This is a genomic window from Pontibacter chinhatensis (assembly GCF_900113285.1).
GTDB lineage: Bacteria > Bacteroidota > Bacteroidia > Cytophagales > Hymenobacteraceae > Pontibacter > Pontibacter chinhatensis.
Genome location: NZ_FOOT01000001.1, coordinates 1105277 through 1129422, shown reverse-complemented (window position 1 = coordinate 1129422; position 24146 = coordinate 1105277). Strand labels below are relative to the sequence as shown.

The window sequence follows — 24146 nt, the reverse complement described above, 5'->3', positions numbered from 1 at the left end:
CTATCTTTAAGGCCGTTAATCTGATTTACACGCGTGAACATCTCCAAATACATATCCGATAAAACATCAGAAGTACAGGCCGGCTCCTTCACGCAGTCGGTTACAAAAATAGCAATTATAAGTATAGCAGCAGGCATAGCTATCATGATTGTGTCTTTTGCCATACTTGAGGGCTTTCGCAACGAGATCCGGGATAAGATCTTCAGCTTTGGTGCGCACCTGCAAATCAGCAAGTATGATACCAATAATTCTTACGAAGGCGCGCCCATCAGCCAAAACATCGGTGTGACGGAGGAAATACCAGGTATCAAAAAAGTGCAAGGTTTTGCCCGCAAGACGGCCATTATCAAAACGGAAGACGAGGTGCTGGGCGTGGTGGTGAAGGGCGTGGATAAGGACTACGACTTAAGCGCCATGCAGCAGAACCTGGAGGCCGGTAAGCTGATCTCCTTCCCGGATACGGCTGCCTCGCTGGACGTGCTGGTGAGCAAAAGTATAGCCAGCAAACTTAAACTGGGTGTGGGCGATGAGGCGATCTTCTACTTTATCCAGAACCCGCCCCGGGCCCGCAAGCTGAAGGTAACCGGCATTTACAATACCGGGCTGGAGGAGTTTGATGAGGTCTTTGTGATTGGGGATATCCGGCTGATTCGGGAGCTGAACAACTGGCCGGACACGCTGGTGGGCGGGGTAGAGGTAGTGCTCAACGATTTTGAGCAGATAGACCAGGCCGCAGAGCAGGTATTTGAAAGTATGAATTATGATTTGCAGCTCGAGAAAATCACCGACCGCCACGCGCAGCTGTTCGACTGGCTCCGGCTGCTGCAGAAGAACGTGGTCATTTTTCTGGTGCTCATCATCTTTGTGGCCACCTTCAACATGGTTTCCACAGTGTTTATCATGATCATTGAGCGGATAAACATGATTGGCGTGCTGAAGGCAGTGGGGGCCACCGACGCGCAAATAAGGCAGGTGTTTTACTTTAGGGGCCTGAAGCTAACGCTCAAGGGACTACTGTGGGGCAACATCATCGGGATAGGCTTCTGTGCGGTGCAATACTACTTCGAGATTATTCCGCTGGACCCGGAAAACTATTACATGGACCGCGTGCCGATTAACTGGAACATTCCGGCCATACTTATACTAAACGTACTTACCCTGGTGCTGACCATGCTGGCTATACTTATACCTGCCGCCATGATTGCCCGCATCAAGCCGGTGAAGGCGATAAAGTTTGACTAAGGCTGGCAAACTCAGGTTTACTGCAGTTGCTTCACTGACAGGCGCCGCTGCGCTTAGCTGGATGAACCTGGAGGAGTGGTATCGGATAGCTGTGCTAGATGAAACAGGCGGTTATCCCTTTGGCCACGAAGGTCCTGTGCCATACTTCTACAAGTTCCCGGAGCTATATGCAATGGTGGCTGCTACCTGGGGTACTATTTTCTTAACGCTATCTTTAGGTAGCCTTTATACTTTGAAGTATGGAAACTCTAGGGTGCTGCTTCTAACTGGCCTGGTATTTATTGTAGCGCTTGTGCTTATGCTGCTGCAAGCTGCCTTTTAAAAGCCGGAACCAAAGCATAAAGAGGCAGTTCCAAAGTATAAAGCAGCCTTTAAAAGCTGCTTTATACTTTAGGGGGAATGATTAAACCGCTGCTTTGGCCGGAGCGCCTCCGCTCTGCTGCAGCACCTCGCGGCGTGGAACCGGAAGGGCGATGTCATTTCGCTCAAATGTATCCTTAGCGCGTTCATTCATGTCCCAGTACAGTGCCCAGTAATCTTCGCGTTTGCACCAGATGCGGGTGCTTATCGTAATGGAATGCTCTGCAAAATTCGTAACCACGATGGCCGGGGCCGGCTCCTTCAGCACACGCTCATCCTGGCTTATCAGTTCTGAGATTAACCGGCGTACCTTGCCAATGTCATTGTTCACCGAAACTGTGAAAAGCAGCTCCACACGGCGCGTACTTTCCACTGAGTAGTTTACCACCACCGCTGAAGCCAAGGGACCGTTGGGAATAAAGATGGTCTTGTTATCGGCAGTTTTGAGTACGGTATTGAAAATATTGATGAGCTGCACGGTACCGCTTTGGCCCTGCGCCTCTATAAAATCTCCTACCCGGAAAGGTTTGATGGTAAGTATAAGTACCCCACCGGCGAAGTTTGCCAGGCTACCTTGCAAGGCTAGGCCGATGGCCAGGCCGGCGGAGCCCAGCACTGCAATAAAGGAGGTCATCTCTAAGCCCAGCTGCGCAATTACCAGCACAAGCAGCAGCACCCATAGCGCAATGCTAAGTATGCTTATCAGGAAGGGCCGCAGCGACTCATCCACGCTTTTGCGCAGCATGATGTTGTTAAGGAAAGCTTTCAGCCGCCTTATAATCCAAGCACCAATAACCAGAAGGAAAATAGCTACTACTAACTTCAGGCCATACAGCACGGCAAAGTTCACAATCATTTCCCGGATAGAATCAAAATCCAGTACCATAGATGGGTAAGAGTTAAAAGTTTAAAGTTAAGAGTTTAAAGTTGACGGCTCAAATCGCGGGATAGTGCATGTAAGAGCTTAGCAAGGTGGTAGGTGGCGGCAGTTCAGCACCAGGTTGGGGTCAGGACACAGCTGCGCATACTTAGCGCGCTCTGCTGTGGTAGCCACGCCAGGATAGTCGCCATACCTGTTGCCCATATCGGCAATAATCTGGAAGTGCAGGTGCGGTGGCCAATGCCCGTTTTCGGGGTAGGGTCCCACCTCGGCAATCTTGGTGCCTTTAGAAAAGTGTTGCCCCTGCTGCAGGCCGAGAAGGGAGGCGCGGCTCAGGTGGCCGTACAAAGTATAAAACGTCACCCCCTCCAGTTCATGCTGCAGGATGATGGTTGGACCGTAGTCGCCGAAGTTGTCGTTATCCTGAAAGCTGTGCACCATAGCGTCCAGAGGCGTGAACACGGCGGTGCCGGCGGCGAGCCAAACATCCACCCCCAGGTGCAGGTTGCGACTCTGGGTCTCCGCATCGAAATGGCGGCTCCGGCGGTAGATAAAGCGATCCTCCAGGTAGCCTCCTACGCCTATGGTGGCCTGTTGCTGTTGCAGCAGCTGTCCCACGGCGGCATTGAAAGCATCTGTGTCTTGCAGGTCAGTATGCTGCAGCAGCTGGTTCTTCTCAGAAAAGTCGAGTAAGCACACGCCGTCGGCGTTCAGGTCAATATCCAGAACAGGGGCAAAGGTGTGGCGGTGCCTCCTTAATAAGGCGCTGAGGGTTGTTTCTTCTTTCATATACTTGCATAAAAGGCACGTAAAGGAGGTGCCTTTCATGCAAGTTAAGCAGAATTAGCTTAATGGTGCAGACTCCTCTTCTTCCAGCACCTTGGAAAAGGTCTTCAGGCTTTTGGTTTTACCGAAAAGCTCCTCTGATTTTCTGCTGTAAGCCAAGGCGGCCTCCTGTAGTGTCTCGAAAGTACCCAGGTTAATACGCTGCTTGTTATGGTGGATGATGGCCCGGTATTTCTGAGCCTCCTTGTGCACACCGCGCACGCCGAGCTTATTCTCGGTTTTGGTGGTGTTGCGCACGATTTTGCAAAGCGGGGCCCACTCCAGGTTCTCGCGGCGGCAATCGAGCTTGTTGCCGTTTTTAAAGTGTACGTACAGCTTCAAGTCGCTCTCCGGTTTGTCCAGCAGCTGTTCGCCAATCATCTTGTGCAGATAGATGGTTTCGTTACGGTACTTTCCGTTCTTGAGCGGCCAGTTTTTCTGGAAGAAGGCGTACCCGTTGGAGTGAATGCGCAGGTGCTTCAGAAACTCAATTTGCTGCAGGTATGCATTGTTTTGAATGTAATCATACGTAGTGTCGTCCACCACTACCGTTTTTTCACAGTTTTTTAGCGTTAGTTTGTACAGCATGTTGTTGTTTTCATGTTAAAAGGATGCGTTGATTATAGAAGTATGGGCACAGGCGTGAACCATTGCCATAGCAGCGTTCGGTAAAGTTCAGCTTTTTTTTAATATATTTTACAACTAATATTCAAAAATATTATTGTGTAGTCGGCTCCTGCATCCTAAAATTTATACGATACTTTCCAGTAACAGGAGGGATTGTCGTAACTTTCAGCACCAAAAGAAGTTTTACACCTTAGACTAATCAGAGCAAAGTATACGAACATGAGTAGCCCTTATCTAAACCTGAAGGTTGTAGAGATTACCCGCGAAACGGCTGACGCCGCCACCATACATTTTGAACATCCCCAAAAACAGAAGATAGACTACAAACCCGGCCAGTTCCTGACGCTGATCCTGCCCATTGAGGGCAAGGAAGTTCGCCGATCCTACTCCCTGTGCAGCACCCCGCACGAGGCCCCGCGCCTGTCGGTAACGGTAAAGCGCGTGGAGGGTGGCCTGGTATCGAACTACCTGCTGGATACCCTGCAGGTGGGGCAGGAGGTGAAGGTGATGGAGCCACTGGGCAATTTCTGCCTTACCTGCGCCCCCGCTAACCAGCGGCAGGTGCTGCTGTTCGGTGCCGGCAGCGGCATCACGCCCCTTATGTCCATCCTGAAGGCGGTGCTGCACGAGGAGCCCAACAGCAAGGTGACGCTGCTCTACGGCAACAGCAACGAGGATTCCGTTATCTTTAAGGAGCAGCTGCAGCAGCTGGAGGCAAATTACCCGGAGCGCCTGCACGTGGTCTACATCTACAGCCAGCCCAAGCAAGCCTGCGACTACCGCGGCCGCATGAACCAAAGTATGATTATCCGTATACTGGAGCGCCTGCAACTGGCCAAAATCAGCAACGGCGTTTACTTTATGTGTGGCCCTGAGGGGATGATGGAGGAGGTGCGGCACGCGCTGGATGTGCTGCATGTGCCGGCAGACCAGATTTTCCGGGAGAGTTTTGTAAGCACAAAGCTGCAGGACAAGCAACAGCAGGATCAGCACGGCACCGTGGTTTCATCAGAAGATGACGGAGGGATTACCACCCAGACCGTGACAGTAATTTACGAAGGCACGGAGTATAGCTTTGTGGTGGAGCCGGACCAAACCATCCTGGAGGCAGCTCTGGAGCAGGATATCGACCTGCCATACTCTTGCCAGGCTGGTCTTTGCACCGCCTGCCGCGGGAAATGCCTGAGCGGAAAGGTGCACCTTGAAGAGCGTGAGGGGCTTTCTGATGCCGAGATGGAAGAGGGCTATACCCTTAACTGTGTGGGACATCCGCTAACCCCTAACGTAGTGATTGAGATAGGATAAGCCAAAACTATCGTATACATAAGCAGAATCTGTGGAGATTTTTCCAGCTTCTGCTTATTTATTTGTACTTTCGTAAGAAGTGCCTATATTGTACTTCTGAAATATACATTGCTGTAATGACAATACACCATACACCTGACCTTACCATACCCAAGCGTTTGCCGCGTACCTACCTCTCTGAAGATTTTAAGGTAGAGAAGTGGGAAACCATACAACCATACTTCGAGGAGTTACAGGCCCGCCAAATAAACAGTGTAGAAGAGCTGGAGCAGTGGATGCACGACCGCAGCGAGCTTGAAAGCGTGCTTTCTGAGGACTTGGGCTGGCGCTACATCCGCATGACCTGCAACACGCAGGATGAGGAAACTACAAAGGCTTTTCAGTACTTCGTTTCGGAGATAGAACCCAACATTGCGCCACTGGACCACGAACTGAATCTGAAGCTGATGCACTCGCCATACGTGAACGGGCTTGACAAGGAAAAGTACAAGATTTACCTGCGTGGAGTAGAGCGGGCGTTGGAAATTTTCCGGGAAGAGAACGTGCCGTTGCAAACGGAAATCAGCACCAAGCAGCAACAATATGCGGCAATTACCGGTGCCATGACCGTGACGCTGGACGGGGAGGAAATGACCCTGCAGCGTGCTGCAGACCGCCTGAAGCGCACAGACCGCACGGTGCGGGAAGAGGCCTGGCGCGCCGTGCAGGAGCGTCGCTACCAGGATCACGAAAAGCTGGACAACCTGTTCGACGAGCTGTTGAAGCTGCGCCACCAGGTAGCAGCCAACGCTGATTTTGAGAACTTCCGCGACTATATGTTTGCCGCCATGGGCCGCTTCGACTATACGCCGCAGGATTGCTTCGACTTCCATACTTCCATCGAAGAAACCATCGTGCCCCTGCTCACGCAAATTGATGAAGAGCGCAAGCAACAGCTGGAGCTGGATACGCTCCGGCCATGGGACCTGGACGTGGACCCGAGTGGCAAAAAGCCGCTGGAGCCCTTTAAGAAAGGGGAGGAGCTTTTAGAGAAAACGATACAGGTTTTCTACAGGCTGGATACCTACCTGGGCGACTGCCTGGCTATTATGCGCGAGATGGGGCACCTGGACCTAGAATCGAGAAAGGGAAAGGCGCCGGGCGGCTATAACTACCCGCTGGATGAGATCGGGGTGCCGTTTATTTTTATGAATGCTACTTCCAGCCTGCGCGATGTGATCACCATGCTGCACGAAGGCGGCCACGCGGTACATTCTTTCCTTACCCGCGACTTGTGGCTTAACTCCTTCAAGCATCCGCCGTCAGAGGTAGCTGAGCTGGCCTCTATGTCGATGGAGCTGATTTCGATGGATTACTGGGATGCTTTCTTTGAGGATGAAGACGAACTGCGCCGCGCCAAGAAAACACACCTGGAGAGCGTGCTGGAAACCTTCCCGTGGGTGGCTACCGTGGACAAGTTCCAGCACTGGATTTACGAGCATCCAGAGCAAACGCAGGAGCAGCGCCATCAGGAATGGCTGAATATTTTCGAGACCTTCAACCACAAAACCGTAAGCTGGCAGGGGCTGGAGAAGTATAAACCGTTTATGTGGCAGAAACAGCTGCACATCTACGAAGTGCCATTCTACTACATCGAGTATGCCATGGCCCAGCTCGGCGCCATTGCTGTCTGGAAAAACTACAAGGAGAACACTGCCGAAGGGCTAGCGGCTTACAAACGCGCCCTGAGCCTCGGCTACACGGTATCCATCGGCGAAGTATATGAGGCGGCTGGCATCAAGTTCGACTTCAGCACCGAGTACATCAAGAGCCTGGTGGATTTTGTACGTGGCGAAATGGAGAAGCTATAAGTACAGGTTCCAGTTTATACTTATAAATCGCCCCGCTGTCGTCACTTGGCAGCGGGGCGATTCTTTTTTTTAAGAGGTATAAGTCTGGTTACCGGAGTGTTACTTCTGTAGCGGTATTCCTGGCAAAGAGAAAGTATAGCAGAAGCTTAATACTGGCATAGCTTTTGGTTTGGGGTTGAGCGTCCGCAGCAGAGCGGAAAACGTTAATTATGTTACCCATTATTCTACTAAAACTATGTTAAAAACCAAATTTTACCTGCCCCTGTCACTGTTCATACTTTTGCTGGTCAGTTCGTGTGCCTCTAAAAAAGCGGTTACTCATCAGCAAACCGATACGCAGAAAGCTGCCACACCAGAGCAGGTGGAGGACAACCCGAAGCTCTGGCAAGAGAAGTTTGAGCAGGGTATTGATTTTGTTGCCACAGGAAACGAGCCGTTCTGGTCGCTGGAGCTGGATGAGGAAGGCCAGCTTACGTTTAGGACGCTGAGTGAGGGAGACCAAAGTATAAAAATACCGATGCCGGCTGCTGAAAAGGTTTCCGGGGAGGAAGGGACCGTCTACAAAGCACAGACAAGTTCCGGACCTTTGGAAATAAGACTGTTGCGCCAGCCCTGCGAGGATACGATGTCTGGAAAAAAATCCCCTTACACGGTAGCGGTGCGCTACAAAGGCCAGGAGTATAGCGGCTGCGGCAACTACCTCAGCGACGCCAGGCTGGAGCGAACCTGGTTGCTGCAGCAACTTCGTGGGAAAGAGGTGACCGGTGAGCGTTTGCCCTTCCTGAGTTTTTCTCTGTCTGAAAGCAGAGTGTCTGGCAACGCGGGCTGCAACCGTATCTCCGGAAGTATGGAGGCCCGAGGTAACAAGTTATACTTTGGCGCAATAGCCGCTACCCGCATGGCCTGCCCGGATATGGAAATTGAAAATCAGGTGCTACAGGAGCTGAGTAAGCGCGAGTTTGAGTACCAGATTGAGAAAGATAAGCTGCGGCTGCTGCATAACGGAACTGAGGTGATGGTACTACAGCCTGAGAAGTAATTTATACTTTCCAAATACCAGAAGCGCCGGCTAAAGTATAGCCGGCGCTTCTGGTTTATACTTTATGGGTTGTCTATAGCGGCTTAAACTGCTCGAACATCTGGCGGCAGTTGTTGCAGTAGTGCATGGAGCGGCAAAGCGTGGGGCCGAAAGGGGTTCTAAGGGTGGTATCCTCGCTGTCGCAGTAAGGGCACCTGACGTGCTCCAGAATATCCAGGTCCAGGATCAGGTCATACTTGGGCGGCGGGGCGAGGCCAAATTCTTTTAGATGCTGCCGGCCTCTCTCGCTAAGCTTGTTGCTGTCCCAAGGTTTGTCGAAACTCATGTTAACCGTATACTTGCTGATGCCATACTTCTCCAGAGTGCGCTCCACGTCCTTTTTCATGTAGTCCATGGCCGGACAGCCGGCAAAGGTTGGCGTCATGTTTACGGTTACGTGGTTCTCTTCCGAAATGTCCACCCCCGTAATCACCCCCAAATCCACCAGCGACAGCACCGGAATCTCCGGGTCTTTCACCTCCTCCAGCAAGGTTAATATGTGTTCTTTGGTCAGGTTCATAATTTGGATACTAGACAAAAGACTATGTGACAAAGGACAAAAGAGATGCGTTACTTATGAATAGAGTCGGTTGTCCTTTGTCAAAAAGATATTTCGTCAAAAAATTACCATTCAGCAGTCGGGTCAATTTTGAAGACCTCGGCCATCTCGTCCAGCAGCGGCTGCAGGTGCTCGGTGTGGTTGCCATAGCGTCCGCCATACCTGGGGGCTATACTTTCCAGGTCAGGCAGCTTCAGCTCCGTCTTTTCGATGACAGCCTGTATGCGCTTGAGCCATTCCGCTTTCACTGCTTCTTCTCCTGCGTACACACCAGAATCAATCAGCTCCTGCTCATACTTTGAGGGTTCGAACATTCCCAGGGCATAGGGCAGCGCCTCGTTTAGCGATGACTGCAGACGAAGTATGGCTTCTTCCGTGGAGGAGCCGAGGTTCTTTATCCAGGTGTTGGCGTGCAGCACGTGGTACTTCACCTCGCCCTTTAGTTTGGTGGCTACCTTGGCAATCGGCTCGTAGCTCGACTGGCTCAGCATCTCAAAGCGGATGATTTCAGCGTTGTCAAAGAGGAAGTGGCGAATTAAACTAAAGTCATACTCGCCGTTTGGCAGCTCAACCAACTGGCTGTTGTGGAACTGGTTGGCGTTGCGCGTAAACGCCACTGTGTCCGGGTCAGCCTCGCCAAGCTCCTGCAGCAACGTATAAAATGCCAGGCTATGCCCAATCTTATCCTGCGCCATCGACGAGAAGGCAATGTCCTCCTCCAGTATCGGGCCGAAGCCGGTCCACTCGGAGTTGCGGTGGCCAAGTATAAGCTGGTCGTCGGCCAGTTTGTATAACAGGTCTTTTATCGCTTGCTCGTTCATTATGGGGCTGTACTTTTTTGTTCCTCCTTATACTTTGTGATCTTGTCCATCACCTTATAGGCGGTGGCTTCGCGATACTTCTTTTCGGGCACCGTCAGCCACATGTCCTTGTCCTCTTCGGCCGACTGCAGCACATGTTTCGACTTTACCACCCACACATTCACAATTGGGCCTTTGTCGCCGAACTGCTGCTTTGCCTCTTGCAGCGCCTCCTGGTAGGAGGTGGCTATCACACGACCGGCATGGGTATGGGCTTTGCCACGCTTCTTCAGGTGGAAGATTTCGTAAGGCTCCCGCTGTTCGCTGCGCTCGGTGGGCTCCTCCAGGCGGATCACGTCGTACACGTTCTCAGCATCGCCTACATAGGGCGTTACCATGATGTGCGAGGTGCGGGCCACCCACATGCCACTGCAGGCGGCGCGGCGGCTGTATTGCTCCTTCGAGAAAAGGAAAGCGACCTCCTCGTTAGGGGCATGCACCGGCCCTACATAAGTATAAGCAGCGCCTTCTTTTTTCTGATGGAAAGTCTCGTAGGTTTCAAACTGATCCAGCTCAGGCTTTGGCTCCGCAGGAGGCAGTTCGCCCTCGGGCAGGTTCAATCGGGTTACTCTCGGGTCTAATGATGTCAAAGACATAAGTTATGAGTTAAGAGCCTTGATTAGTTAAGAGTTAAAAGTTGAGAGCTAAGAGTTGTTTGAGTGAATCATTTTTAACTCTTAACTCTCAACTTTTAACTGAAGCCGTTACGCTTTTAGGCTAACGGCTTCACATACTTTGCTTTCGGATGGAGCAGGGCACGGCGTACCCAGGCGCCGCGTTCTTCGGCAGTGCGTCTCACGGCCAGGCGCTCGGTGTTACATGGACCATCTCCGTTGATGACGCGCTTGAACTCCTCCCAATCCGGCTCAGTGTAGTCCCATTTACCGGTCTCCGGGTTCTTCTTCAGGTTCGGGTCCGGAACTGTCAGGCCAAGTTCCCAGATCTTGGGCACGTACATGTCCAGAAACTGCTGGCGCATGTCGTCATTGCTGGCCATTTTCACTTTCCAGCGCATCAGGATCTCGGTGTGCGTGCTCATCTTGTCGGGTGGCCCGAAGAAGTGCATAATAGGCGTCCACCAGCGGTTGAGGGCGGCCTGAATCATCTCGCGCTGCTTAGGCGAACCGGTGGCCATGTGCACCACGGCATCGTGGCCATACTTCAGGTGGAAGGCCTCCTCGGCGCAAATGCGGTCCAGGGCACGGCAGTACGGGCCGTAGCTGCCCTTGGCGTTGGCCAGCTGGTTTACGATTGCTCCCGCGTCAATCAGCCAGGAGATAATATTGGAGTCGGCCCAGGTAAAAGCCGGGTAGTTAAACACGTTCGAGTACTTGGACTTGCCATTGATCAGGTCGGTCAGCATTTGCTCGCGTGACTTGCCCAGCGTCTCGGCGGCAGAGTATAGGAGCTGGGCATGGCCCACCTCGTCCTGCACCTTGGCCATCTGGGCCATTTTGCGGCGGAAGCCGGGGGCACGCGTAATCCACGTACCTTCAGGCAGGGCGCCGATGATCTCGGAGTGCGCGTGCTGCTCGATCATGCGGATGAGCTGCTTGCGGTAGAGTTCCGGCATCCAGTCAGTAGGCTCTATTTTTTCGCCGCGTGCGATGCGCGCCTCAAACTCGGCCAGCTTTGCAGGGTCTTCGTTCTGCAAGGTGTCGAACTTGGTGGCCTCAAAAACGTTTCCTCCTCCGTACATAGTATTTACAGTTTTAGGGTTCGGTAAAAGTGCCGGGCCGCGTTACCAGCCCGGCGATTGTTTGTTTAAGGTGTATTAAGGTGAGAGTAGGTATTGTATATGGCCTTTGCGTTAGCTCCGCAGGCCGTTTAGTAGCATCTCCGATAGGTTCTCGGCAATCTCTGTTGGCGTCATTTTACCCTCTGGCTTGTACCAGGTGTGTATCCAGTTAAGGGCAGAAAGTATGGTAAGCACGGCAAATTTTTCGTCCGGCACCGTAAACTCCCCGCGCTGAATGCCTTCGTGTATAATCTCCCGGAAGCGGGCCTCATACTTATCGCGGAGGGCCAGAAAGTTGCTGTGCAGCGGCTCGCTCAGGTGGCGCCACTCGTGCAGGAAAACGGCCGAGGCTTCTGTGTTCTGCGTCAGCACCTGCACATGGGCGGCAATGGCGCGCTGCAGGCGCACGGTGGCGGTGCTTTCCATACTTTCGGCGGCATCCAGGGCATCAAAAAACTCGTCGGCCATCTTAAAGCACACCCGCTGCAGTATCTCCTCTTTTGATCGGATATGCGAGTAAATGCTGGCGGCTTCGATGCCAAGCGCATTGGCCAGATCGCGCATTGAGGTGGCCGCGTATCCCTTGCTTTTAAAAAGGGCCGTGGCGGTCTTCTCGATTTGCTCTTTCCTGGTCAATACTGCTTCCATACCATAAGTAACAAACATACACAACCTAACGTTCGTTAGCAAATTTATTTTATAAACGTTTATACTTTTAGAAGGTTTATAGGAGTACGGGCCAAGTATTTTGAGGGGAAATCATATGTCTCCGATTTAATGTAGCGTTGCTTCGGCGGTTCCGTATATTTACAAAGCCCTTATTTACTAAACGACAAACATCATGACTGACCTGACTAATACGGCCGAGCGGCTGACAATGGAGTTCGTGCACTATGAGGTAAAAGAGCGGGTAGGGTACATCACCCTGGCCCGGGCAGAGAAACGCAATGCTTTAAACTATGAAGTAGTATCTGAACTGAAGCGCGCTTTCAGCATCGCCGAGGAGGACGAGGCCTGCAAAGTGATTGTGCTGCGGGCGGAGGGCAAAGTATTTTGCGCCGGTGCCGACCTGGAGTACATCCAGCGCCTGCAGGAAAACGATTACCACGAGAACCTGCTGGACTCTACCCACCTGATGGAGCTTTTCCGTTTGATTTATACTTTAAAGAAAGTGGTTATCGCCCAGATACACGGCCACGCCATTGCAGGCGGTTGCGGGCTGGCTGCCATCTGCGACTTTGGTTTTACCGTTCCTGAAGCCCGGTTTGGCTATACAGAGGTGAAAATCGGCTTTATCCCGGCGATTGTGAAGGTGTTCCTGCTGCGCAAAATAGGGGAGTCGAGGGCCAAGCAGCTGCTGCTGACAGGCGATTTAATATCGGCTGAGGAGGCCGAACGCTATGGTTTGGTAAACTATGTGGTGCCCGTGCAGGAGTTGGAGGAGCGGGTGTTTGCCTTTGCCCAGAAACTCTGCGCCGAGAACTCCAGACAAAGTATGGAGGTAACCAAAGAGATGGTTGCCCGTGTACAGAGTATGTCGCTGGAGGAGGGGCTGCAGTATGCCGCCGAAATGAATGCCGTGGCGCGCGGTAGCGAGGACTGCCAGCGCGGAATTGCCGCTTTTCTGAACAAAGAAGAAATAAAGTGGTAGCCTTCTGTTTAAGTTTTTTAAACTATTCCTTAAACTTGCTGTTTTGTGTATGCTGACAGGCATCGGAGTTATGCTTCTGACTTTTGTGGCGATGGAGGGCGTGGCGTGGCTCATGCATAAGTATGTATTGCACGGCTTCCTGTGGTTTCTGCACAAGTCGCACCATACACGCCATCAACACGCTTTTGAGTGGAACGACCTGTTTTTTGCCTATTATGGGGCGCTGGCGATGCTTTTTTTCATCTTCGGCACTGACCCCATAGATTACAGGTTCTGGATCGGCGCAGGCATTACCCTGTATGGGGTCGCCTACTTTCTGATTCACGATGTGTTCATTCACCGGCGGTTAAAGTTGTTCGGTAAAACGTCTAGTGTTTACCTGAAAGCTTTAAACATGGCGCATAAGGTGCACCACAAAGAACAGGGCAAGCATGGCTCAGAGTCATTCGGAATGCTGTGGGTAGCCCCGCGCTATTTCCGGTTGGCCCAGGAATTAGTTAAGAAACAGGAACAGGAGAATCGTGGCTCAGTATACTATTAAAGAACTTGAACATCTTTCGGGCATCAAGGCCCATACCATCCGGATATGGGAGCAGCGCTATGGTATCCTCAATCCCATGCGCACCGAAACAAACATCCGCTATTACGACGACGCCGATCTGAAGTCGCTGCTCAACATCTCGCTGCTGAACGAACGGGGCTACAAGATCTCCAAGATTGCGCAGATGGATGAGCAGCAGATACAGGAGACGGTGCAGCAACTGTGCGAGCAGCCCTGCGCAGGGGCACACCACGTAAAGGAGCTGGTGTCGGCGATGGTGGACATGGACGAGCAGCTTTTCGACCGCGTGCTCTCCAAGGCTGCCCTGCAGATGGGCTTTCAGGAGACGATGCGGGAGGTGATTTACCCTTTCCTGAACAAGATTGGCGTGCTTTGGCAAACCGGAAACATTACGCCGGCACACGAGCATTTCGTCAGTAACCTAATCCGGCAGAAGCTGCTGGTGGCCATAGACGGCCAGACAGCCCGATGGGCGGAGGACGCCCCCGTTTATATTTTATACTTGCCTGAGGGGGAGCTGCACGAGCTGGCGCTGCTGTACATGAACTATGTCCTGCGGGCCCATCATCAGCGGGTCATTTACATGGGGCAACACCTGCCATTTAAAGATCTGGAGCTCACTCATGAGCAGTTTAAGGCAGAATACCTCTGCACGGTGCTCACCACCGTTCCGGAGCGGGAGCAGGTCCAGGCTTACATCGATAAATTGTCGGCGCGTTTCCCCGATAGCACTGTTTACCTGTATGGCTACCAGGCACAGCACGACTTCCTTGTGTTCCCTGAGAATGTGGTGCGCCTAACCTGCGTGGAGGACCTAATAGCCAAAATAAACTAAAATTTTTGCACCATTTCCCGGTCGGGCCACCGCTCTTTTCGTTTAAAGGGAGCGGTGGCCCGATTTTGTTTGGCTCCCTTTCGTCGGGCTATCCTGTCGTTTACCCTGAAAATATGTACGTACACGGGTTAAGAATGCGTTATTTGTCGAAATTGTTTAAGTAAATGCAAAAATAGATTACACAAACCTATTTTTATTTGACAGATAATCGTATATTTGTTTATGGTTTAACCATAAAACTTTAAACAGAATGACAGCTCTGGAATTTAATACCCTTGTACAAAATGTGGCGCAGTCGCTACGGCCTGCTGCCATGAACCTTACCCGCAACCTGGACGATGCCAAAGACCTGGTGCAGGAAACCATGCTGAAAGCCCTTACCAACCGCGAGAAGTTTAAAGCCGGAACTAACCTGAAGGCCTGGCTCTATACTATCATGCGTAACACCTTCATTAACAATTATAATAAGGTAACCAAGCGCAGCAGCAATGTTGACAGCACCGAGTACCTGCAGTACCTGAACACCGACGAAAACTACGTGACACAGAACAAAGGCACGGCAACTTTCGTCATGAATGATATCAACAAAGCCATCGCTGCGCTGAACGAAGAGCATCGCACGCCTTTCATGATGTACTATGTGGGCTACAAATACCTGGAGATTGCAGAAAAACTGCAGATTCCAATCGGTACGGTGAAAAACCGCATCCACATTGCCCGCAAGGAGCTCAAACAGATGCTTAAGGTATACCAACTGGATGCATAATAAAGTATAACCTAAACCTACTATATGGGTGGAACACGAGTGATCGTTATCGGCTCGGGCTTTTCGGGTTTGTCAGCTGCTACCAGCCTGGCTGCCAAAGGCTATGAGGTAACCGTGCTGGAAAAGAATAGCAGCCCCGGTGGCCGCGCCCGAAGCTTCACCGCCGATGGATTCACGTTTGACATGGGCCCCAGTTGGTACTGGATGCCTGACGTGTTCGAGTCATACTTTAACAGGTTCGGGAAAAGCACTTCCGATTATTACGACCTGCGCCGCCTGGACCCTTCCTATACGGTTATCTTTGGCGAGGACGATTTTGTAGACATACCAGCCCGGCTGCCGGAGCTGCAGGCGCTCCTGGAAAGTATGGAGCCCGGCAGCGCTGCGCAGCTGGATTTGTTTCTGGAGCAGGCCGCCTATAAGTATGAGGTGGGCATCAACCAGCTCGTGTACAAACCCGGCCGCTCCGTAACCGAGTTTATGAGCCCGCGCCTGCTGCTGGATGTGCTGCGCCTGGATGTGTTCCAGTCGTTTCACAAGCACATTCGCCGCTTTTTCCGGCACGAGAAGATTATCAAGCTCATGGAGTTCCCCATCCTGTTTTTGGGAGCTTTGCCGCAGAACACCCCTGCCCTGTACAGCCTCATGAACTACGCCGACATCAGCCTGGGTACCTGGTACCCGATGGGCGGCATGTATAAGATTGTGGAGGGAATGGTGCAGCTGGCGGAGGGGAAGGGAGTACGCTTTCTCTACAACCAGGATGTGCAGCGGCTGGAGGTGCAGGCCGGAAGTATAAACCAGGTGGTGACTACTACCGATGTGTTTGAGGCAGACGTGGTAGTGGCCAGCGCCGACTACCACCACGTGGAGACGGAGCTGTTGCCGAAATCCAGCCAGAGCTACTCTAATACTTACTGGGATAGCCGCGTGATGGCGCCTTCTTCGCTCTTATTTTACGTAGGGGTGAATAAACGCCTGCAGCACCTGCGCCACCACAACCTTTTCTTTGACGAGGACTTTGGCCCGCATGCCGAGGAGATTTATACTTCACCGCAGTGGCCCCGCAAACCGCTTTTCTATGTTTCTGCGCCTTCCGTAACCGACCCTAGCGTGGCGCCGGAGGGCTGCGAAAACCTGTTTATACTTATCCCTGTCGCGCCGGGCCTGGAGGATACCGAGGAGCTGCGCGAGAAATACTTTCACCTGGTGATGGACCGCCTGGAGCGCCTGACGAAGCAGGAGATCCGAAGCCATATTATTTACAAGCGCAGCTATGCGCACCGCGATTTTATACAGGACTATAACGCTTTTAAAGGCAACGCCTACGGCTTGGCCAACACGCTGCTTCAGACGGCCATCCTCAAGCCCAGCCTGAAGAGCAGGAAAGTCCGTAACCTCTACTATACCGGGCAACTCACCGTGCCCGGGCCTGGCGTGCCGCCCTCACTTATATCAGGGCAGGTTGTGGCGAAGGAAATTGAGAAGGAATACGCACCGCCGGTTACCGTACATGTATAACCCAGAACCCATAGCGTATGGAGCAGCTCTTTGAAGACACCTGCATGCAATGCAGCAAGATTATTACCCAAGCCTACAGTACCTCATTTTCCCTGGGCATCAAGTCGCTGGACAAGAAGTTTCACCTGCCCGTTTACGCCATCTATGGCTTTGTGCGCTGCGCAGACGAGATTGTGGACACGTTTCACAACCACGACAAACGCAAGCTGCTGGCCGATTTCAGGCAGCAAACCTACGAGGCCATCGACCAGAAACTCAGCCTGAACCCGGTGCTGCACGCCTTCCAATGCGTAGTCAACAGGTATGGCATCGACAAGGCGTACATTGAGGCCTTCCTTAAAAGTATGGAAATGGACCTGGAGCCACACGAATACGACCGCGAGCTCTACAACGAGTATATCTACGGCTCGGCAGAGGTGGTGGGGCTGATGTGCCTGAAAGTGTTCTGCGAAGGGGACCAGGAGATGTTCTCCAGGCTGGAGAAGCCGGCGCGCAGCCTGGGCGCGGCCTTCCAGAAAGTGAACTTCCTGCGCGACATGAAGAGCGACTTTGATGAGCGCGGCCGGGTATACTTCCCGAAGGTGGAGTACAGAATGTTCAGCAACCAGTGCAAGGCCGAGATAGAGCAGGATATCATGCAGGATTTTAACCGTGCCTACGTGGGTATCATGGCCTTACCTCGCTCGGCCCGCATGGGCGTGTACCTGGCGTATGTGTACTACCTCAAGCTTTTCCGCAAGATCCAAGGCCTGCCGGCAACCCATATCCTGAAAGAGCGCGTAAGAGTACCTGATAACACTAAGCTGGCACTGCTGCTTAGTTCCTACGTCAAGTACCGATTTAACGCGATTTAGATGCTGCATAAATTACCCCTTATATTTTTACTGTTTATGGCCCAGGTAGCGCTGGCTGACACTAAAGCCCGCTACAACCTGAGCGAACTGCGAAACGAGTACCTGGAGGCAAGCCTGGACAAGGCCGCTGCCGAACAGTTTAACAAAAAGATGGCTGGCTATAAAGGAAACGACCCCCTGATGCTGGCCTACAAAGCCGCCTCGGAGGCGGTGATGGCCAAGTACGTCTGGAATCCCTATAGTAAGCTGAAGCAGGTGAAAACCGCAGCCGCCCTTTTCGAGGAGGCGGTGCAACTGGATGAGAAGCATCCGGAGATTCGGTTTCTACGCTTCACGGTGGAGCATTACGTGCCCCGCTATCTCAACCTGAGCCCCAACCTGGAGAGCGACAAGCGGGTGATGATCAACAGCCTGAAAGCACACCCTAAGTCGGGTGTTTCCACGGAGTTTGCCCGCACCATGCGCGACTTCCTGCTCTCCAAGGACCATTGCACCGAGGCGGAGAAGGAGGAAATCCGTAGCATCAGGATTTAGGGGAAAGTATACGGGGTGGTTGGTGCGTGCCTGTTGCTAAACCAAAGTATAGGGTGTGGTTAAAGTATAGATGCTGTCAAATTTGTTTCCTTAATCTTTTACCCATTACCCGTTCTTCATTAATCATCCGGAAGTATGTACCTCTACCTGTATCTGAATATTTTCACTATTTTATTCCCTTTTCTGCTGTCCTTCGACCGCAAAGTGGCTTTCTATAAAGATTGGGGGGCGCTGTTTCCAGCCATCCTTGCCAACGGAGTGTTTTTTATAGTATGGGATGCCCTGTTTACCGAGGCGGGTATCTGGGGCTTTAACGAGGAGTACCTGACGGGAATCTACCTCTTTAATCTGCCGCTGGAGGAGGTGCTCTTCTTCCTGACCGTGCCTTATGCCTGCGTGTTTATCTACGATGTGCTCAACGCCTACATCACCAAAGACCTGCTGCAGCCATACGCTAAAACTATTGCTGTGGGGCTGATGCTGGTGCTGCCGCTGATCGCCGTCTTCCATATGAGCCAGATTTATACTTCCATCACTTTTATGCTGCTCACGCTCCTGCATTTGGTGCACCTCCGGTTTTTTGGCACGCGCTATCTGGGACGTTTTTACCTGGCGTACCTGGTGCACCTGGTGCCGTTCCTGCTGGTGAACGGCGTACTTACCTACATGCCCATCGTGTGGTACAACGATGCCTACAACCTGGGCCTGCGCATCGTTTCCATTCCGGTGGAAGATACCTTGTATTCCATGCTGATGCTTTTGCTGACAATCTCTGTGTATGAGGGGATTAGGAGGCGAAAAAGCGTTAAACAATATCGGCCTGTAGCGGTATAGAGAGTATGGGCACCCTGCACGTAACAATCGATAATAACTCCGGCTTCTGCTTTGGGGTAGTGTATGCTATCCAGATGGCAGAGGACATGTTGGAGGAGCAGGATTATTTATACTGTCTGGGGGATATCGTGCACAACGATGTGGAGGTGGAGCGCTTGCAGCGCCGCGGCCTGCGCATTATCTGCCATGAGCAGCTCCGCGAGCTAAAGAACGAGACCGTGCTTATACGCGCACACGGCGAGCCGCCCGAAACTTACCAAATCGCCCTGCAAAACAACCTGACGCTCATCGATGCCAGCTGCCCGGTGGTGCTCAAGCTGCAGAACCGCATCAAGTCGTCCTTTGATAAAAGCGAGCAGATTTACATTTACGGCAAGCACGGGCACGCCGAGGTGATGGGCTTGCTGGGCCAGACAAACAACCAGGCCGTGGTGTTTGAAAGTATGGAGGAGTTGCTGCAACACCAGTTGCCGCCCAAAATCACACTCTACAGCCAAACGACCAAGAGCACCGATAATTTCTATAGTATAAAACAGCGACTGGAAGGCCAGGGCTACGAAGTGGACGCCAACGACACCATTTGCCGTCAGGTATCTAACCGCGACAAGGAACTGCGCACCTTTGCCGCTAAATTCGATAAGGTAGTGTTCGTGTCCGGAACCAAGTCGAGCAACGGAAGGGTTTTGTACCAGGTGTGCAAAGATACCAACCCGCAGACATACTTTGTCTCCAAGGTAGAAGAGCTGCAGCCGGAGTGGTTTGCCGCCGGTGAGTCGGTGGGCATTTGCGGAGCTACTTCCACACCCATGTGGCTGATGGAGCAGGTGCGCGACGAACTGCTGAAGTATGAACTTTAAGCGCGAATCACGCAGTCCGTATAAGGTATCACAGCTGGGTGTTTGCCGCTTTAACAGGCTACTTGGTAAAGGATTTTAAACCTCAGGTATCTTAGTCTTTTGTCCTTTGTCACTAAGTCTATTGTCCTGAATTGGGATACGGTAAGCGAGACGTATAAGCAAAATGGCCATAGCAAGAAAGAGCGATTTCCGGGGAGTATGGATTGCGGCAGGTATACTTGTCTGCTGGGCCGTGCTGTTGGTATACTTGCTAACAACCATCACGGTAAACTTCGCCTCGCCGCTGACTTATCTCTTTATCCTGCTACAGACACACCTCTACACTGGCCTGTTCATCACGGCCCATGATGCCATGCACGGCGTGGCCGCACCCGGCAAACCCAAGCTAAATCGGCTAATCGGTACCCTCACGGCCTTGCTGTTTGCCTATAACTGGTACCCGCGCCTGTTGCCGCGCCATCATCAGCACCACCGCCACGTGGCCACTGAGCAAGACCCCGACTACCACCACGGTTCTTTCTGGCCATGGTACCTGAGTTTCCTGCGGCAATACATTACCTGGTGGCAGTTGCTGCTCATGGCCCTCACGTTCAATGTGCTCAAGTTATACTTCCCGCTGGAGAACGTAGTGCTTTTCTGGATGCTTCCTGCCATCCTGGCGACGTTCCAGCTGTTTTACTTTGGCACCTACCAGCCGCATCGGGGCGAGCATCCAGATGAAAATCCCCATAAATCCACTACCCAGGCCAAAAACCACCTGTGGGCTTTCCTGAGCTGTTACTTCTTCGGCTACCACTACGAGCACCACGACAAGCCTTACATTCCGTGGTGGCAGCTCTATAAAACAAAAGTATAGGTGGATAAAGTATAAATTGTTGCACCCTGTTTCGCAACAGCAGCGGGGTGGCTGCCGTATCGGTAAAGGTTTATAAAGACGTTAACCTTTGCCATTCCTCTACATGAAATCCAGATCAAGCTTTTTGGCTCTTGGTGCCCTGCTGAGCCTGTTGGTGCTGTGCCAGCCCCATGCGGCTGCGCAAACCTTTGTAAATGGGGGGGCAGGAAAGGAGCCTGCTTCGGTAAAAGCAGGCGTCAGTTTTGTGTGGCTTTCCGAAAACGACAGCCAGGGACTAATGTTTAGCAATAACTTTAGCCATTACCTGGGCAAGCGCCTGGCGCTGGGGCTCAACCTGGGCCTGTTGTCTGCCAAGCGCTACGACGATGCCAAGCAAATCTATACTATCCAGAATACCTTTTACATGGGCTCTTTAGAGGCTGCCTTTGATGTAATGAACGGCGAAAAGGTGGATGTGCGATTCGGGGCAGGCCCGGCCTTCCGCCACCGCGCCGAGATTAACTCCGACCCGGAGGGGCAGGGGACGCAGGACGGCTCTGTTACCCACATCAAAACGTCCGACGTAGGCTTCCACGGCTTTCTGGAAAATGACTTTGACATACTCCGCAACGGCATCGCCGGGGGTAAAATATCTTACTTCCACTTCAACAAGGGTACGCCCATACTTTCCATCGGCCTGCACCTGGGCTTCAGGTTTTAGAGAGCACAACTGCAAAGTACAAAGTATAAAAAAGGAGCCTGGTCAGGCTCCTTTTTTATACTTTGTAACTCAGGCTGAGACCTGTACTTTTTGTATGTGTAAACCCACTCCCGCCACTCCCGAGAGGGGAATTCCTGTAGAAATAAAGATACTCCCCTCCTCGGAGGGGTTAGGGGTGGGTCTGCCGCAACCTGGACTTTAACTTTAAAAAGCCTAGTGGTCGCCCGCTTCTTTCTTGCAGCAGTCGTCGAGGCGGTTGTAGGCGCGCGCATCGGCCGGAAGCTCGTTGGCGTCGTAGCCTGCCTTCGTTACCGCCTTCAGCACGTTGTCGGTGTTGGTCTTGCGGGTATCAAACACCACGGTCAGCACCTTCGATTTCACGTCCAGGTTCGAGGACTTTACCCCCTTTTCGTAGGCCATGGCTTTCTCCAGCGTGTTTTTGCACATGCTGCACACGGCAGAGGTTTTAATCTGTACGGTCTCGGTATTGCCTTTCTGGCCTTGTGCGTTCGCGGCCATACTTACCAGGGCCAGCGCCATCGAGAAGAATAAGATACGTAGTTGTTTCATCTGTAGTTGATTTTAAGGTATAACAGGATAAAAGCTTAATTAATTCTGAATCGCAAGCCGGCATAGATAATGCGGCCGGTTACCGGTCCCCAGACCATGCTTGCATCAAAGTTACTGCCAAACGGGTCGTTGGCACCCATGATAGGATCTGCCTGGCGGTAATTTAAAAGGTTTTCTGCCCCCAGGTAGATATCCCACCCCTTAAACGCACGGGTAATCTGGGTGTTGACCGTGGCAAAGCGCTTGGAGGTCTGCACCGGTTCCTCAGCGTTTCCGGTTACAGGCGCCAGCGGCATCAGGCCGAAGTACTGGGTGGTCAGGTCGGCGCGCCACTTGTCAAAGGGGGTGGCAAAGCCGAGGTTTACAAAGAAGCGGTGCTCCGGTATCATGGGCCGCTGCAGCAGTTCTCCTTGGTAGCTGGTCTTCACGTCGTAGTACTTGTAGGCGGCCTTGGCGTCCAGCCCCTTCAGGACCTCATACTGCAGTTCGGCCTGGAAACTGTTGGAGTAGGAGCGACCCTCGAGGTTGTAAAACAGCACCTGTCCCGGCTGGCTGTACATATCCGCCACCACCTGATTGAGGAAGTCTGTGTGGTAAAAGTCCGTCACGAAAGCGCCCGGTCTTCCGGCTAGCTCAAAATAATGGGTAAATGATCCACCCACATTCCATGCCTCTTCAGGCTGCAGTTCTTCCTGCACAGTAAGCCTTCTGGAGCTGACAAGCGCGGAAGTGTTCTCGGCTATCGCGTTGGCTACCCGGAAGCCCTTGCCAGCTGCCAGGCGTACGATCGTATTGGGCGTGAAATCATACTTTACATTGAGCCTTGGCGTGAACACGTTGCCATAGAGGTTGTGAAAATCCAAGCGCGCCCCGGCTACCACCGTTAGGTTTTCGGCGTTGTTGTAGATGTACTCAGCAAAAGCGCCCGGTACTTGCTCGGTGCGGCTGTAGGCGGAATCAGTTAAGCTCTCTTGGTAATCCTCAAAAGTATAGCTCAGGCCGGTTTTGTACGTATGGCGCGTGTCGCCGATAATGGACTGGAAGATAAGCCGGGCGTTGGCGCTGTTCTGTTCCCCGTTGTAGGTGCGCAGGCCGTACTGTGAGTCGAACTTGTGGTGCGTAGCGGAGGTAATGAGGCCCAGGCTCTGGTAAGGCTTTCCGGGGAAAGTATAGGAAGTCTTGTTGAAGCCCGAGAGCCGGTCCACTTCCGATTCGGTGCCGTAGTAAGGTTGCTCGGCTTGCGGGATGTCCTCTTTATACGCCATCTGCCCACCCACCTTTGTCTCGCGCAGCGCATTCAGCCCAAACTCCGATACCCAGGCGCCGTGCTCATACTTCCACTTGTTCAGCACGTTGTACTGCGAGCCCAGCGAGAGGTCCATAAAGCCGTCGTCGTTGCGGTCGGTGCGGTTGTGGAGCTGGTTGGTGTGCAGCATGAGCAGCGTGCTCCACTTTTTGCCCAGGCCTGTGGCCAGGTTCAGGTTGGCATCGTAGCGGGCCAGGCTGTTGCCATAGAGGTTAAAGTATAGGCGCTCGGCCTTGGCCGGGTCACGCAGCGTCACGTTCACCTGTCCCGAGATCGACTCATAGCCGTTCAGCACCGAGCCCATGCCTTTGATGATGTCGATGGACTCAATGAAGGTGCCGGACAGGTAGTTGAGCCGGTACGGCGTAGCCAGTCCGTGCAGGGCAGGCACGTTATCGGTGGTCAGCAAGGTATAGGAACCGTCCAGACCCAGCATCTGTATCTGTTTGGCCCCGGATACGGCGTCGGTCATACTTACCTCCACCGAGGCATTGGTCTCGAAGCTTTCAGCCAGGTTGCAGCAGGCCGACTTTTCCAAATCCCGCCGGGTGATGATTTCCGTCTGGGTAGGGGTGATGGCCGAATGGCGCTCTATCTGTCCCTCTATCACCACCTCTTTCAACCCGGAAGCGGGGCTCAGCGAAAGTATAACCTGGTTTTTGCCGGCCACATCTACCGTGTCGGCAGTATAGCCAATATAGGTCACCACTACCTGGGGCGTAGCGGCATCGGCCAGTTGGAGGGTGAAGTTGCCGGAGCCGTCGGTGGCGGTGCCTTTGTCAGTACCCAGCCACACCACATTGGCTCCTATCAGGGGCTGGGCAGGATTGGTTTTATCTACCACTTTGCCCTGCAGTTGCTGGGCAGTGGTTTGTTGTATGGAAAGGATGGCAAGCAGAAGGAGCAGAAAGCCTCTGGTGTTGCCGCTTATGTTGGACATTGGAAGTAATCGTTAAGCCTTCAGGATGAAAAAAGT

General features: G+C 52.5%; 26 protein-coding genes. 16 read left to right on the top strand and 10 right to left on the bottom strand.

Translation table 11 applies throughout. The features are described from left to right. The first annotated feature begins 33 nt into the window (after nucleotides 1-33). Together BM040_RS04790 and BM040_RS04785 are read left to right on the top strand one after the other, a co-directional pair. Nucleotides 34-1242, top strand: a complete 1209-nt coding sequence (locus BM040_RS04790; protein ID WP_092099319.1) for an ABC transporter permease — start codon at nucleotides 34-36, stop codon at nucleotides 1240-1242. Continuing rightward, a complete protein-coding gene (locus tag BM040_RS04785) occupies nucleotides 1235-1564 on the top strand; it encodes a hypothetical protein (RefSeq protein ID WP_139217758.1) in 330 nt (109 codons plus the stop codon). The genes BM040_RS04790 and BM040_RS04785 overlap by 8 nt, the downstream gene beginning before the upstream one ends. An 81-nt stretch (nucleotides 1565-1645) precedes the next feature. On the opposite strand, the gene BM040_RS04780 is transcribed toward BM040_RS04785, so the two are convergent. The 3 genes from BM040_RS04780 to BM040_RS04770 form a co-directional block, all read right to left on the bottom strand. Beyond that, nucleotides 1646-2488 (bottom strand): mechanosensitive ion channel family protein, encoded by an 843-nt coding sequence (locus tag BM040_RS04780; RefSeq protein WP_092099317.1) that lies wholly within the window; start codon nucleotides 2486-2488, stop codon nucleotides 1646-1648. A 78-nt stretch (nucleotides 2489-2566) separates the two neighbouring features. Further along, on the bottom strand, nucleotides 2567-3271 hold the full coding sequence (locus tag BM040_RS04775; protein ID WP_092099316.1) for a peptidoglycan DD-metalloendopeptidase family protein: 705 nt from the start codon (nucleotides 3269-3271) through the stop codon (nucleotides 2567-2569). Between the two features lie 54 nt (nucleotides 3272-3325). Further along, nucleotides 3326-3895, bottom strand: a complete 570-nt coding sequence (locus BM040_RS04770; protein ID WP_092099315.1) for an HNH endonuclease — start codon at nucleotides 3893-3895, stop codon at nucleotides 3326-3328. A gap of 258 nt (nucleotides 3896-4153) precedes the next feature. Here BM040_RS04770 and BM040_RS04765 point away from each other — a divergent pair, with 258 nt between their 5' ends. The 3 genes from BM040_RS04765 to BM040_RS04755 all read left to right on the top strand — a co-directional run bounded on the left by BM040_RS04765 (nucleotide 4154) and on the right by BM040_RS04755 (nucleotide 8128). Continuing rightward, nucleotides 4154-5239 (top strand): ferredoxin--NADP reductase, encoded by a 1086-nt coding sequence (locus BM040_RS04765; RefSeq protein WP_092099314.1) that lies wholly within the window; start codon nucleotides 4154-4156, stop codon nucleotides 5237-5239. A 116-nt stretch (nucleotides 5240-5355) separates the two neighbouring features. Then, nucleotides 5356-7089 (top strand): M3 family oligoendopeptidase, encoded by a 1734-nt coding sequence (locus tag BM040_RS04760; protein ID WP_092099313.1) that lies wholly within the window; start codon nucleotides 5356-5358, stop codon nucleotides 7087-7089. Nucleotides 7090-7324: 235 nt separating this feature from the next. After that, entirely contained in the window at nucleotides 7325-8128 is an 804-nt protein-coding gene (locus tag BM040_RS04755) for an META domain-containing protein (protein ID WP_092099312.1), read from the top strand. Between the two features lie 73 nt (nucleotides 8129-8201). Here the strand turns inward: BM040_RS04755 and paaD are convergent, their stop codons facing one another. From paaD to BM040_RS04730, 5 genes are all read right to left on the bottom strand, one after another. Next, the gene (gene paaD / locus BM040_RS04750; RefSeq protein WP_092099311.1) at nucleotides 8202-8687 is read right to left on the bottom strand and encodes a 1,2-phenylacetyl-CoA epoxidase subunit PaaD; all 486 of its coding nucleotides are present in this window, start codon (nucleotides 8685-8687) and stop codon (nucleotides 8202-8204) included. A gap of 104 nt (nucleotides 8688-8791) precedes the next feature. Beyond that, complete coding sequence (paaC, locus tag BM040_RS04745; protein WP_092099310.1) at nucleotides 8792-9547, bottom strand: 1,2-phenylacetyl-CoA epoxidase subunit PaaC; 756 nt, start codon at nucleotides 9545-9547, stop codon at nucleotides 8792-8794. After that, complete coding sequence (locus tag BM040_RS04740; protein ID WP_092099309.1) at nucleotides 9547-10182, bottom strand: phenylacetic acid degradation b; 636 nt, start codon at nucleotides 10180-10182, stop codon at nucleotides 9547-9549. Before BM040_RS04740 ends, paaC begins: the two co-directional genes overlap by 1 nt. Nucleotides 10183-10298: 116 nt before the next feature. Continuing rightward, the gene (gene paaA, locus BM040_RS04735; RefSeq protein ID WP_092099308.1) at nucleotides 10299-11285 is read right to left on the bottom strand and encodes a 1,2-phenylacetyl-CoA epoxidase subunit PaaA; all 987 of its coding nucleotides are present in this window, start codon (nucleotides 11283-11285) and stop codon (nucleotides 10299-10301) included. A 111-nt stretch (nucleotides 11286-11396) separates the two neighbouring features. Continuing rightward, entirely contained in the window at nucleotides 11397-11972 is a 576-nt protein-coding gene (locus BM040_RS04730) for a TetR/AcrR family transcriptional regulator (protein WP_092099480.1), read from the bottom strand. Nucleotides 11973-12201: 229 nt separating this feature from the next. On the opposite strand from BM040_RS04730, the gene BM040_RS04725 reads away from it, so the two are divergent. The 11 genes from BM040_RS04725 to BM040_RS04675 all read left to right on the top strand — a co-directional run bounded on the left by BM040_RS04725 (nucleotide 12202) and on the right by BM040_RS04675 (nucleotide 21294). Continuing rightward, complete coding sequence (locus BM040_RS04725; protein WP_092099479.1) at nucleotides 12202-12975, top strand: enoyl-CoA hydratase/isomerase family protein; 774 nt, start codon at nucleotides 12202-12204, stop codon at nucleotides 12973-12975. A 49-nt stretch (nucleotides 12976-13024) separates the two neighbouring features. Next, the gene (locus tag BM040_RS04720) at nucleotides 13025-13516 is read left to right on the top strand and encodes a sterol desaturase family protein (protein WP_092099307.1); all 492 of its coding nucleotides are present in this window, start codon (nucleotides 13025-13027) and stop codon (nucleotides 13514-13516) included. Then, nucleotides 13497-14372, top strand: a complete 876-nt coding sequence (locus tag BM040_RS04715) for a MerR family transcriptional regulator (RefSeq protein ID WP_092099306.1) — start codon at nucleotides 13497-13499, stop codon at nucleotides 14370-14372. The genes BM040_RS04720 and BM040_RS04715 overlap by 20 nt, the downstream gene beginning before the upstream one ends. A gap of 250 nt (nucleotides 14373-14622) precedes the next feature. Continuing rightward, nucleotides 14623-15138: an RNA polymerase sigma factor gene (locus BM040_RS04710; RefSeq protein ID WP_092099305.1), complete on the top strand. Its 516-nt coding sequence runs from the start codon at nucleotides 14623-14625 to the stop codon at nucleotides 15136-15138. 24 nt (nucleotides 15139-15162) lie between these two features. After that, nucleotides 15163-16659, top strand: coding sequence for a phytoene desaturase family protein (locus BM040_RS04705; protein WP_092099304.1), 1497 nt, complete (start codon nucleotides 15163-15165; stop codon nucleotides 16657-16659). 17 nt (nucleotides 16660-16676) lie between these two features. Beyond that, nucleotides 16677-17513, top strand: coding sequence for a phytoene/squalene synthase family protein (locus tag BM040_RS04700; protein WP_092099303.1), 837 nt, complete (start codon nucleotides 16677-16679; stop codon nucleotides 17511-17513). After that, nucleotides 17514-18047 carry a hypothetical protein gene (locus BM040_RS04695; RefSeq protein ID WP_092099302.1) on the top strand — a complete coding sequence of 178 codons (534 nt, stop codon included), beginning with the start codon at nucleotides 17514-17516 and terminating at the stop codon, nucleotides 18045-18047. A 135-nt stretch (nucleotides 18048-18182) separates the two neighbouring features. Beyond that, nucleotides 18183-18881 carry a lycopene cyclase domain-containing protein gene (locus BM040_RS04690; protein WP_092099301.1) on the top strand — a complete coding sequence of 233 codons (699 nt, stop codon included), beginning with the start codon at nucleotides 18183-18185 and terminating at the stop codon, nucleotides 18879-18881. Between the two features lie 5 nt (nucleotides 18882-18886). Continuing rightward, nucleotides 18887-19738 carry a 4-hydroxy-3-methylbut-2-enyl diphosphate reductase gene (locus BM040_RS04685; protein WP_092099300.1) on the top strand — a complete coding sequence of 284 codons (852 nt, stop codon included), beginning with the start codon at nucleotides 18887-18889 and terminating at the stop codon, nucleotides 19736-19738. Nucleotides 19739-19901: 163 nt separating this feature from the next. Continuing rightward, nucleotides 19902-20594 (top strand): fatty acid desaturase, encoded by a 693-nt coding sequence (locus BM040_RS04680; RefSeq protein ID WP_092099299.1) that lies wholly within the window; start codon nucleotides 19902-19904, stop codon nucleotides 20592-20594. Between the two features lie 103 nt (nucleotides 20595-20697). Continuing rightward, nucleotides 20698-21294, top strand: coding sequence for a hypothetical protein (locus tag BM040_RS04675; RefSeq protein ID WP_092099298.1), 597 nt, complete (start codon nucleotides 20698-20700; stop codon nucleotides 21292-21294). Between the two features lie 213 nt (nucleotides 21295-21507). Here BM040_RS04675 and BM040_RS04670 read toward each other — a convergent pair whose 3' ends face one another. Together BM040_RS04670 and BM040_RS04665 are read right to left on the bottom strand one after the other, a co-directional pair. Then, entirely contained in the window at nucleotides 21508-21864 is a 357-nt protein-coding gene (locus BM040_RS04670) for a heavy-metal-associated domain-containing protein (RefSeq protein WP_092099297.1), read from the bottom strand. 35 nt (nucleotides 21865-21899) lie between these two features. Beyond that, nucleotides 21900-24110: a TonB-dependent receptor gene (locus BM040_RS04665; protein ID WP_092099296.1), complete on the bottom strand. Its 2211-nt coding sequence runs from the start codon at nucleotides 24108-24110 to the stop codon at nucleotides 21900-21902. Between the last annotated feature and the right edge of the window lie 36 nt (nucleotides 24111-24146).

Coding starts and splice junctions, on each gene's coding strand:
- BM040_RS04740 (WP_092099309.1), bottom strand. CDS start 10,182: ATGTCTTTGACATCATTAGACCCGAGAGTAACCCGATTGAACCTGCCC.
- BM040_RS04720 (WP_092099307.1), top strand. CDS start 13,025: ATGCTGACAGGCATCGGAGTTATGCTTCTGACTTTTGTGGCGATGGAG.
- BM040_RS04685 (WP_092099300.1), top strand. CDS start 18,887: ATGGGCACCCTGCACGTAACAATCGATAATAACTCCGGCTTCTGCTTT.
- paaD (WP_092099311.1), bottom strand. CDS start 8,687: ATGAACCTGACCAAAGAACACATATTAACCTTGCTGGAGGAGGTGAAA.
- paaA (WP_092099308.1), bottom strand. CDS start 11,285: ATGTACGGAGGAGGAAACGTTTTTGAGGCCACCAAGTTCGACACCTTG.
- BM040_RS04700 (WP_092099303.1), top strand. CDS start 16,677: ATGGAGCAGCTCTTTGAAGACACCTGCATGCAATGCAGCAAGATTATT.
- BM040_RS04780 (WP_092099317.1), bottom strand. CDS start 2,488: ATGGTACTGGATTTTGATTCTATCCGGGAAATGATTGTGAACTTTGCC.
- BM040_RS04675 (WP_092099298.1), top strand. CDS start 20,698: ATGAAATCCAGATCAAGCTTTTTGGCTCTTGGTGCCCTGCTGAGCCTG.
- BM040_RS04690 (WP_092099301.1), top strand. CDS start 18,183: ATGTACCTCTACCTGTATCTGAATATTTTCACTATTTTATTCCCTTTT.
- BM040_RS04730 (WP_092099480.1), bottom strand. CDS start 11,972: ATGGAAGCAGTATTGACCAGGAAAGAGCAAATCGAGAAGACCGCCACG.
- BM040_RS04705 (WP_092099304.1), top strand. CDS start 15,163: ATGGGTGGAACACGAGTGATCGTTATCGGCTCGGGCTTTTCGGGTTTG.
- BM040_RS04725 (WP_092099479.1), top strand. CDS start 12,202: ATGGAGTTCGTGCACTATGAGGTAAAAGAGCGGGTAGGGTACATCACC.
- BM040_RS04755 (WP_092099312.1), top strand. CDS start 7,325: ATGTTAAAAACCAAATTTTACCTGCCCCTGTCACTGTTCATACTTTTG.
- BM040_RS04680 (WP_092099299.1), top strand. CDS start 19,902: ATGGCCATAGCAAGAAAGAGCGATTTCCGGGGAGTATGGATTGCGGCA.
- BM040_RS04760 (WP_092099313.1), top strand. CDS start 5,356: ATGACAATACACCATACACCTGACCTTACCATACCCAAGCGTTTGCCG.
- BM040_RS04695 (WP_092099302.1), top strand. CDS start 17,514: ATGCTGCATAAATTACCCCTTATATTTTTACTGTTTATGGCCCAGGTA.
- BM040_RS04775 (WP_092099316.1), bottom strand. CDS start 3,271: ATGAAAGAAGAAACAACCCTCAGCGCCTTATTAAGGAGGCACCGCCAC.
- BM040_RS04710 (WP_092099305.1), top strand. CDS start 14,623: ATGACAGCTCTGGAATTTAATACCCTTGTACAAAATGTGGCGCAGTCG.
- BM040_RS04665 (WP_092099296.1), bottom strand. CDS start 24,110: ATGTCCAACATAAGCGGCAACACCAGAGGCTTTCTGCTCCTTCTGCTT.
- paaC (WP_092099310.1), bottom strand. CDS start 9,547: ATGAACGAGCAAGCGATAAAAGACCTGTTATACAAACTGGCCGACGAC.
- BM040_RS04770 (WP_092099315.1), bottom strand. CDS start 3,895: ATGCTGTACAAACTAACGCTAAAAAACTGTGAAAAAACGGTAGTGGTG.
- BM040_RS04765 (WP_092099314.1), top strand. CDS start 4,154: ATGAGTAGCCCTTATCTAAACCTGAAGGTTGTAGAGATTACCCGCGAA.
- BM040_RS04670 (WP_092099297.1), bottom strand. CDS start 21,864: ATGAAACAACTACGTATCTTATTCTTCTCGATGGCGCTGGCCCTGGTA.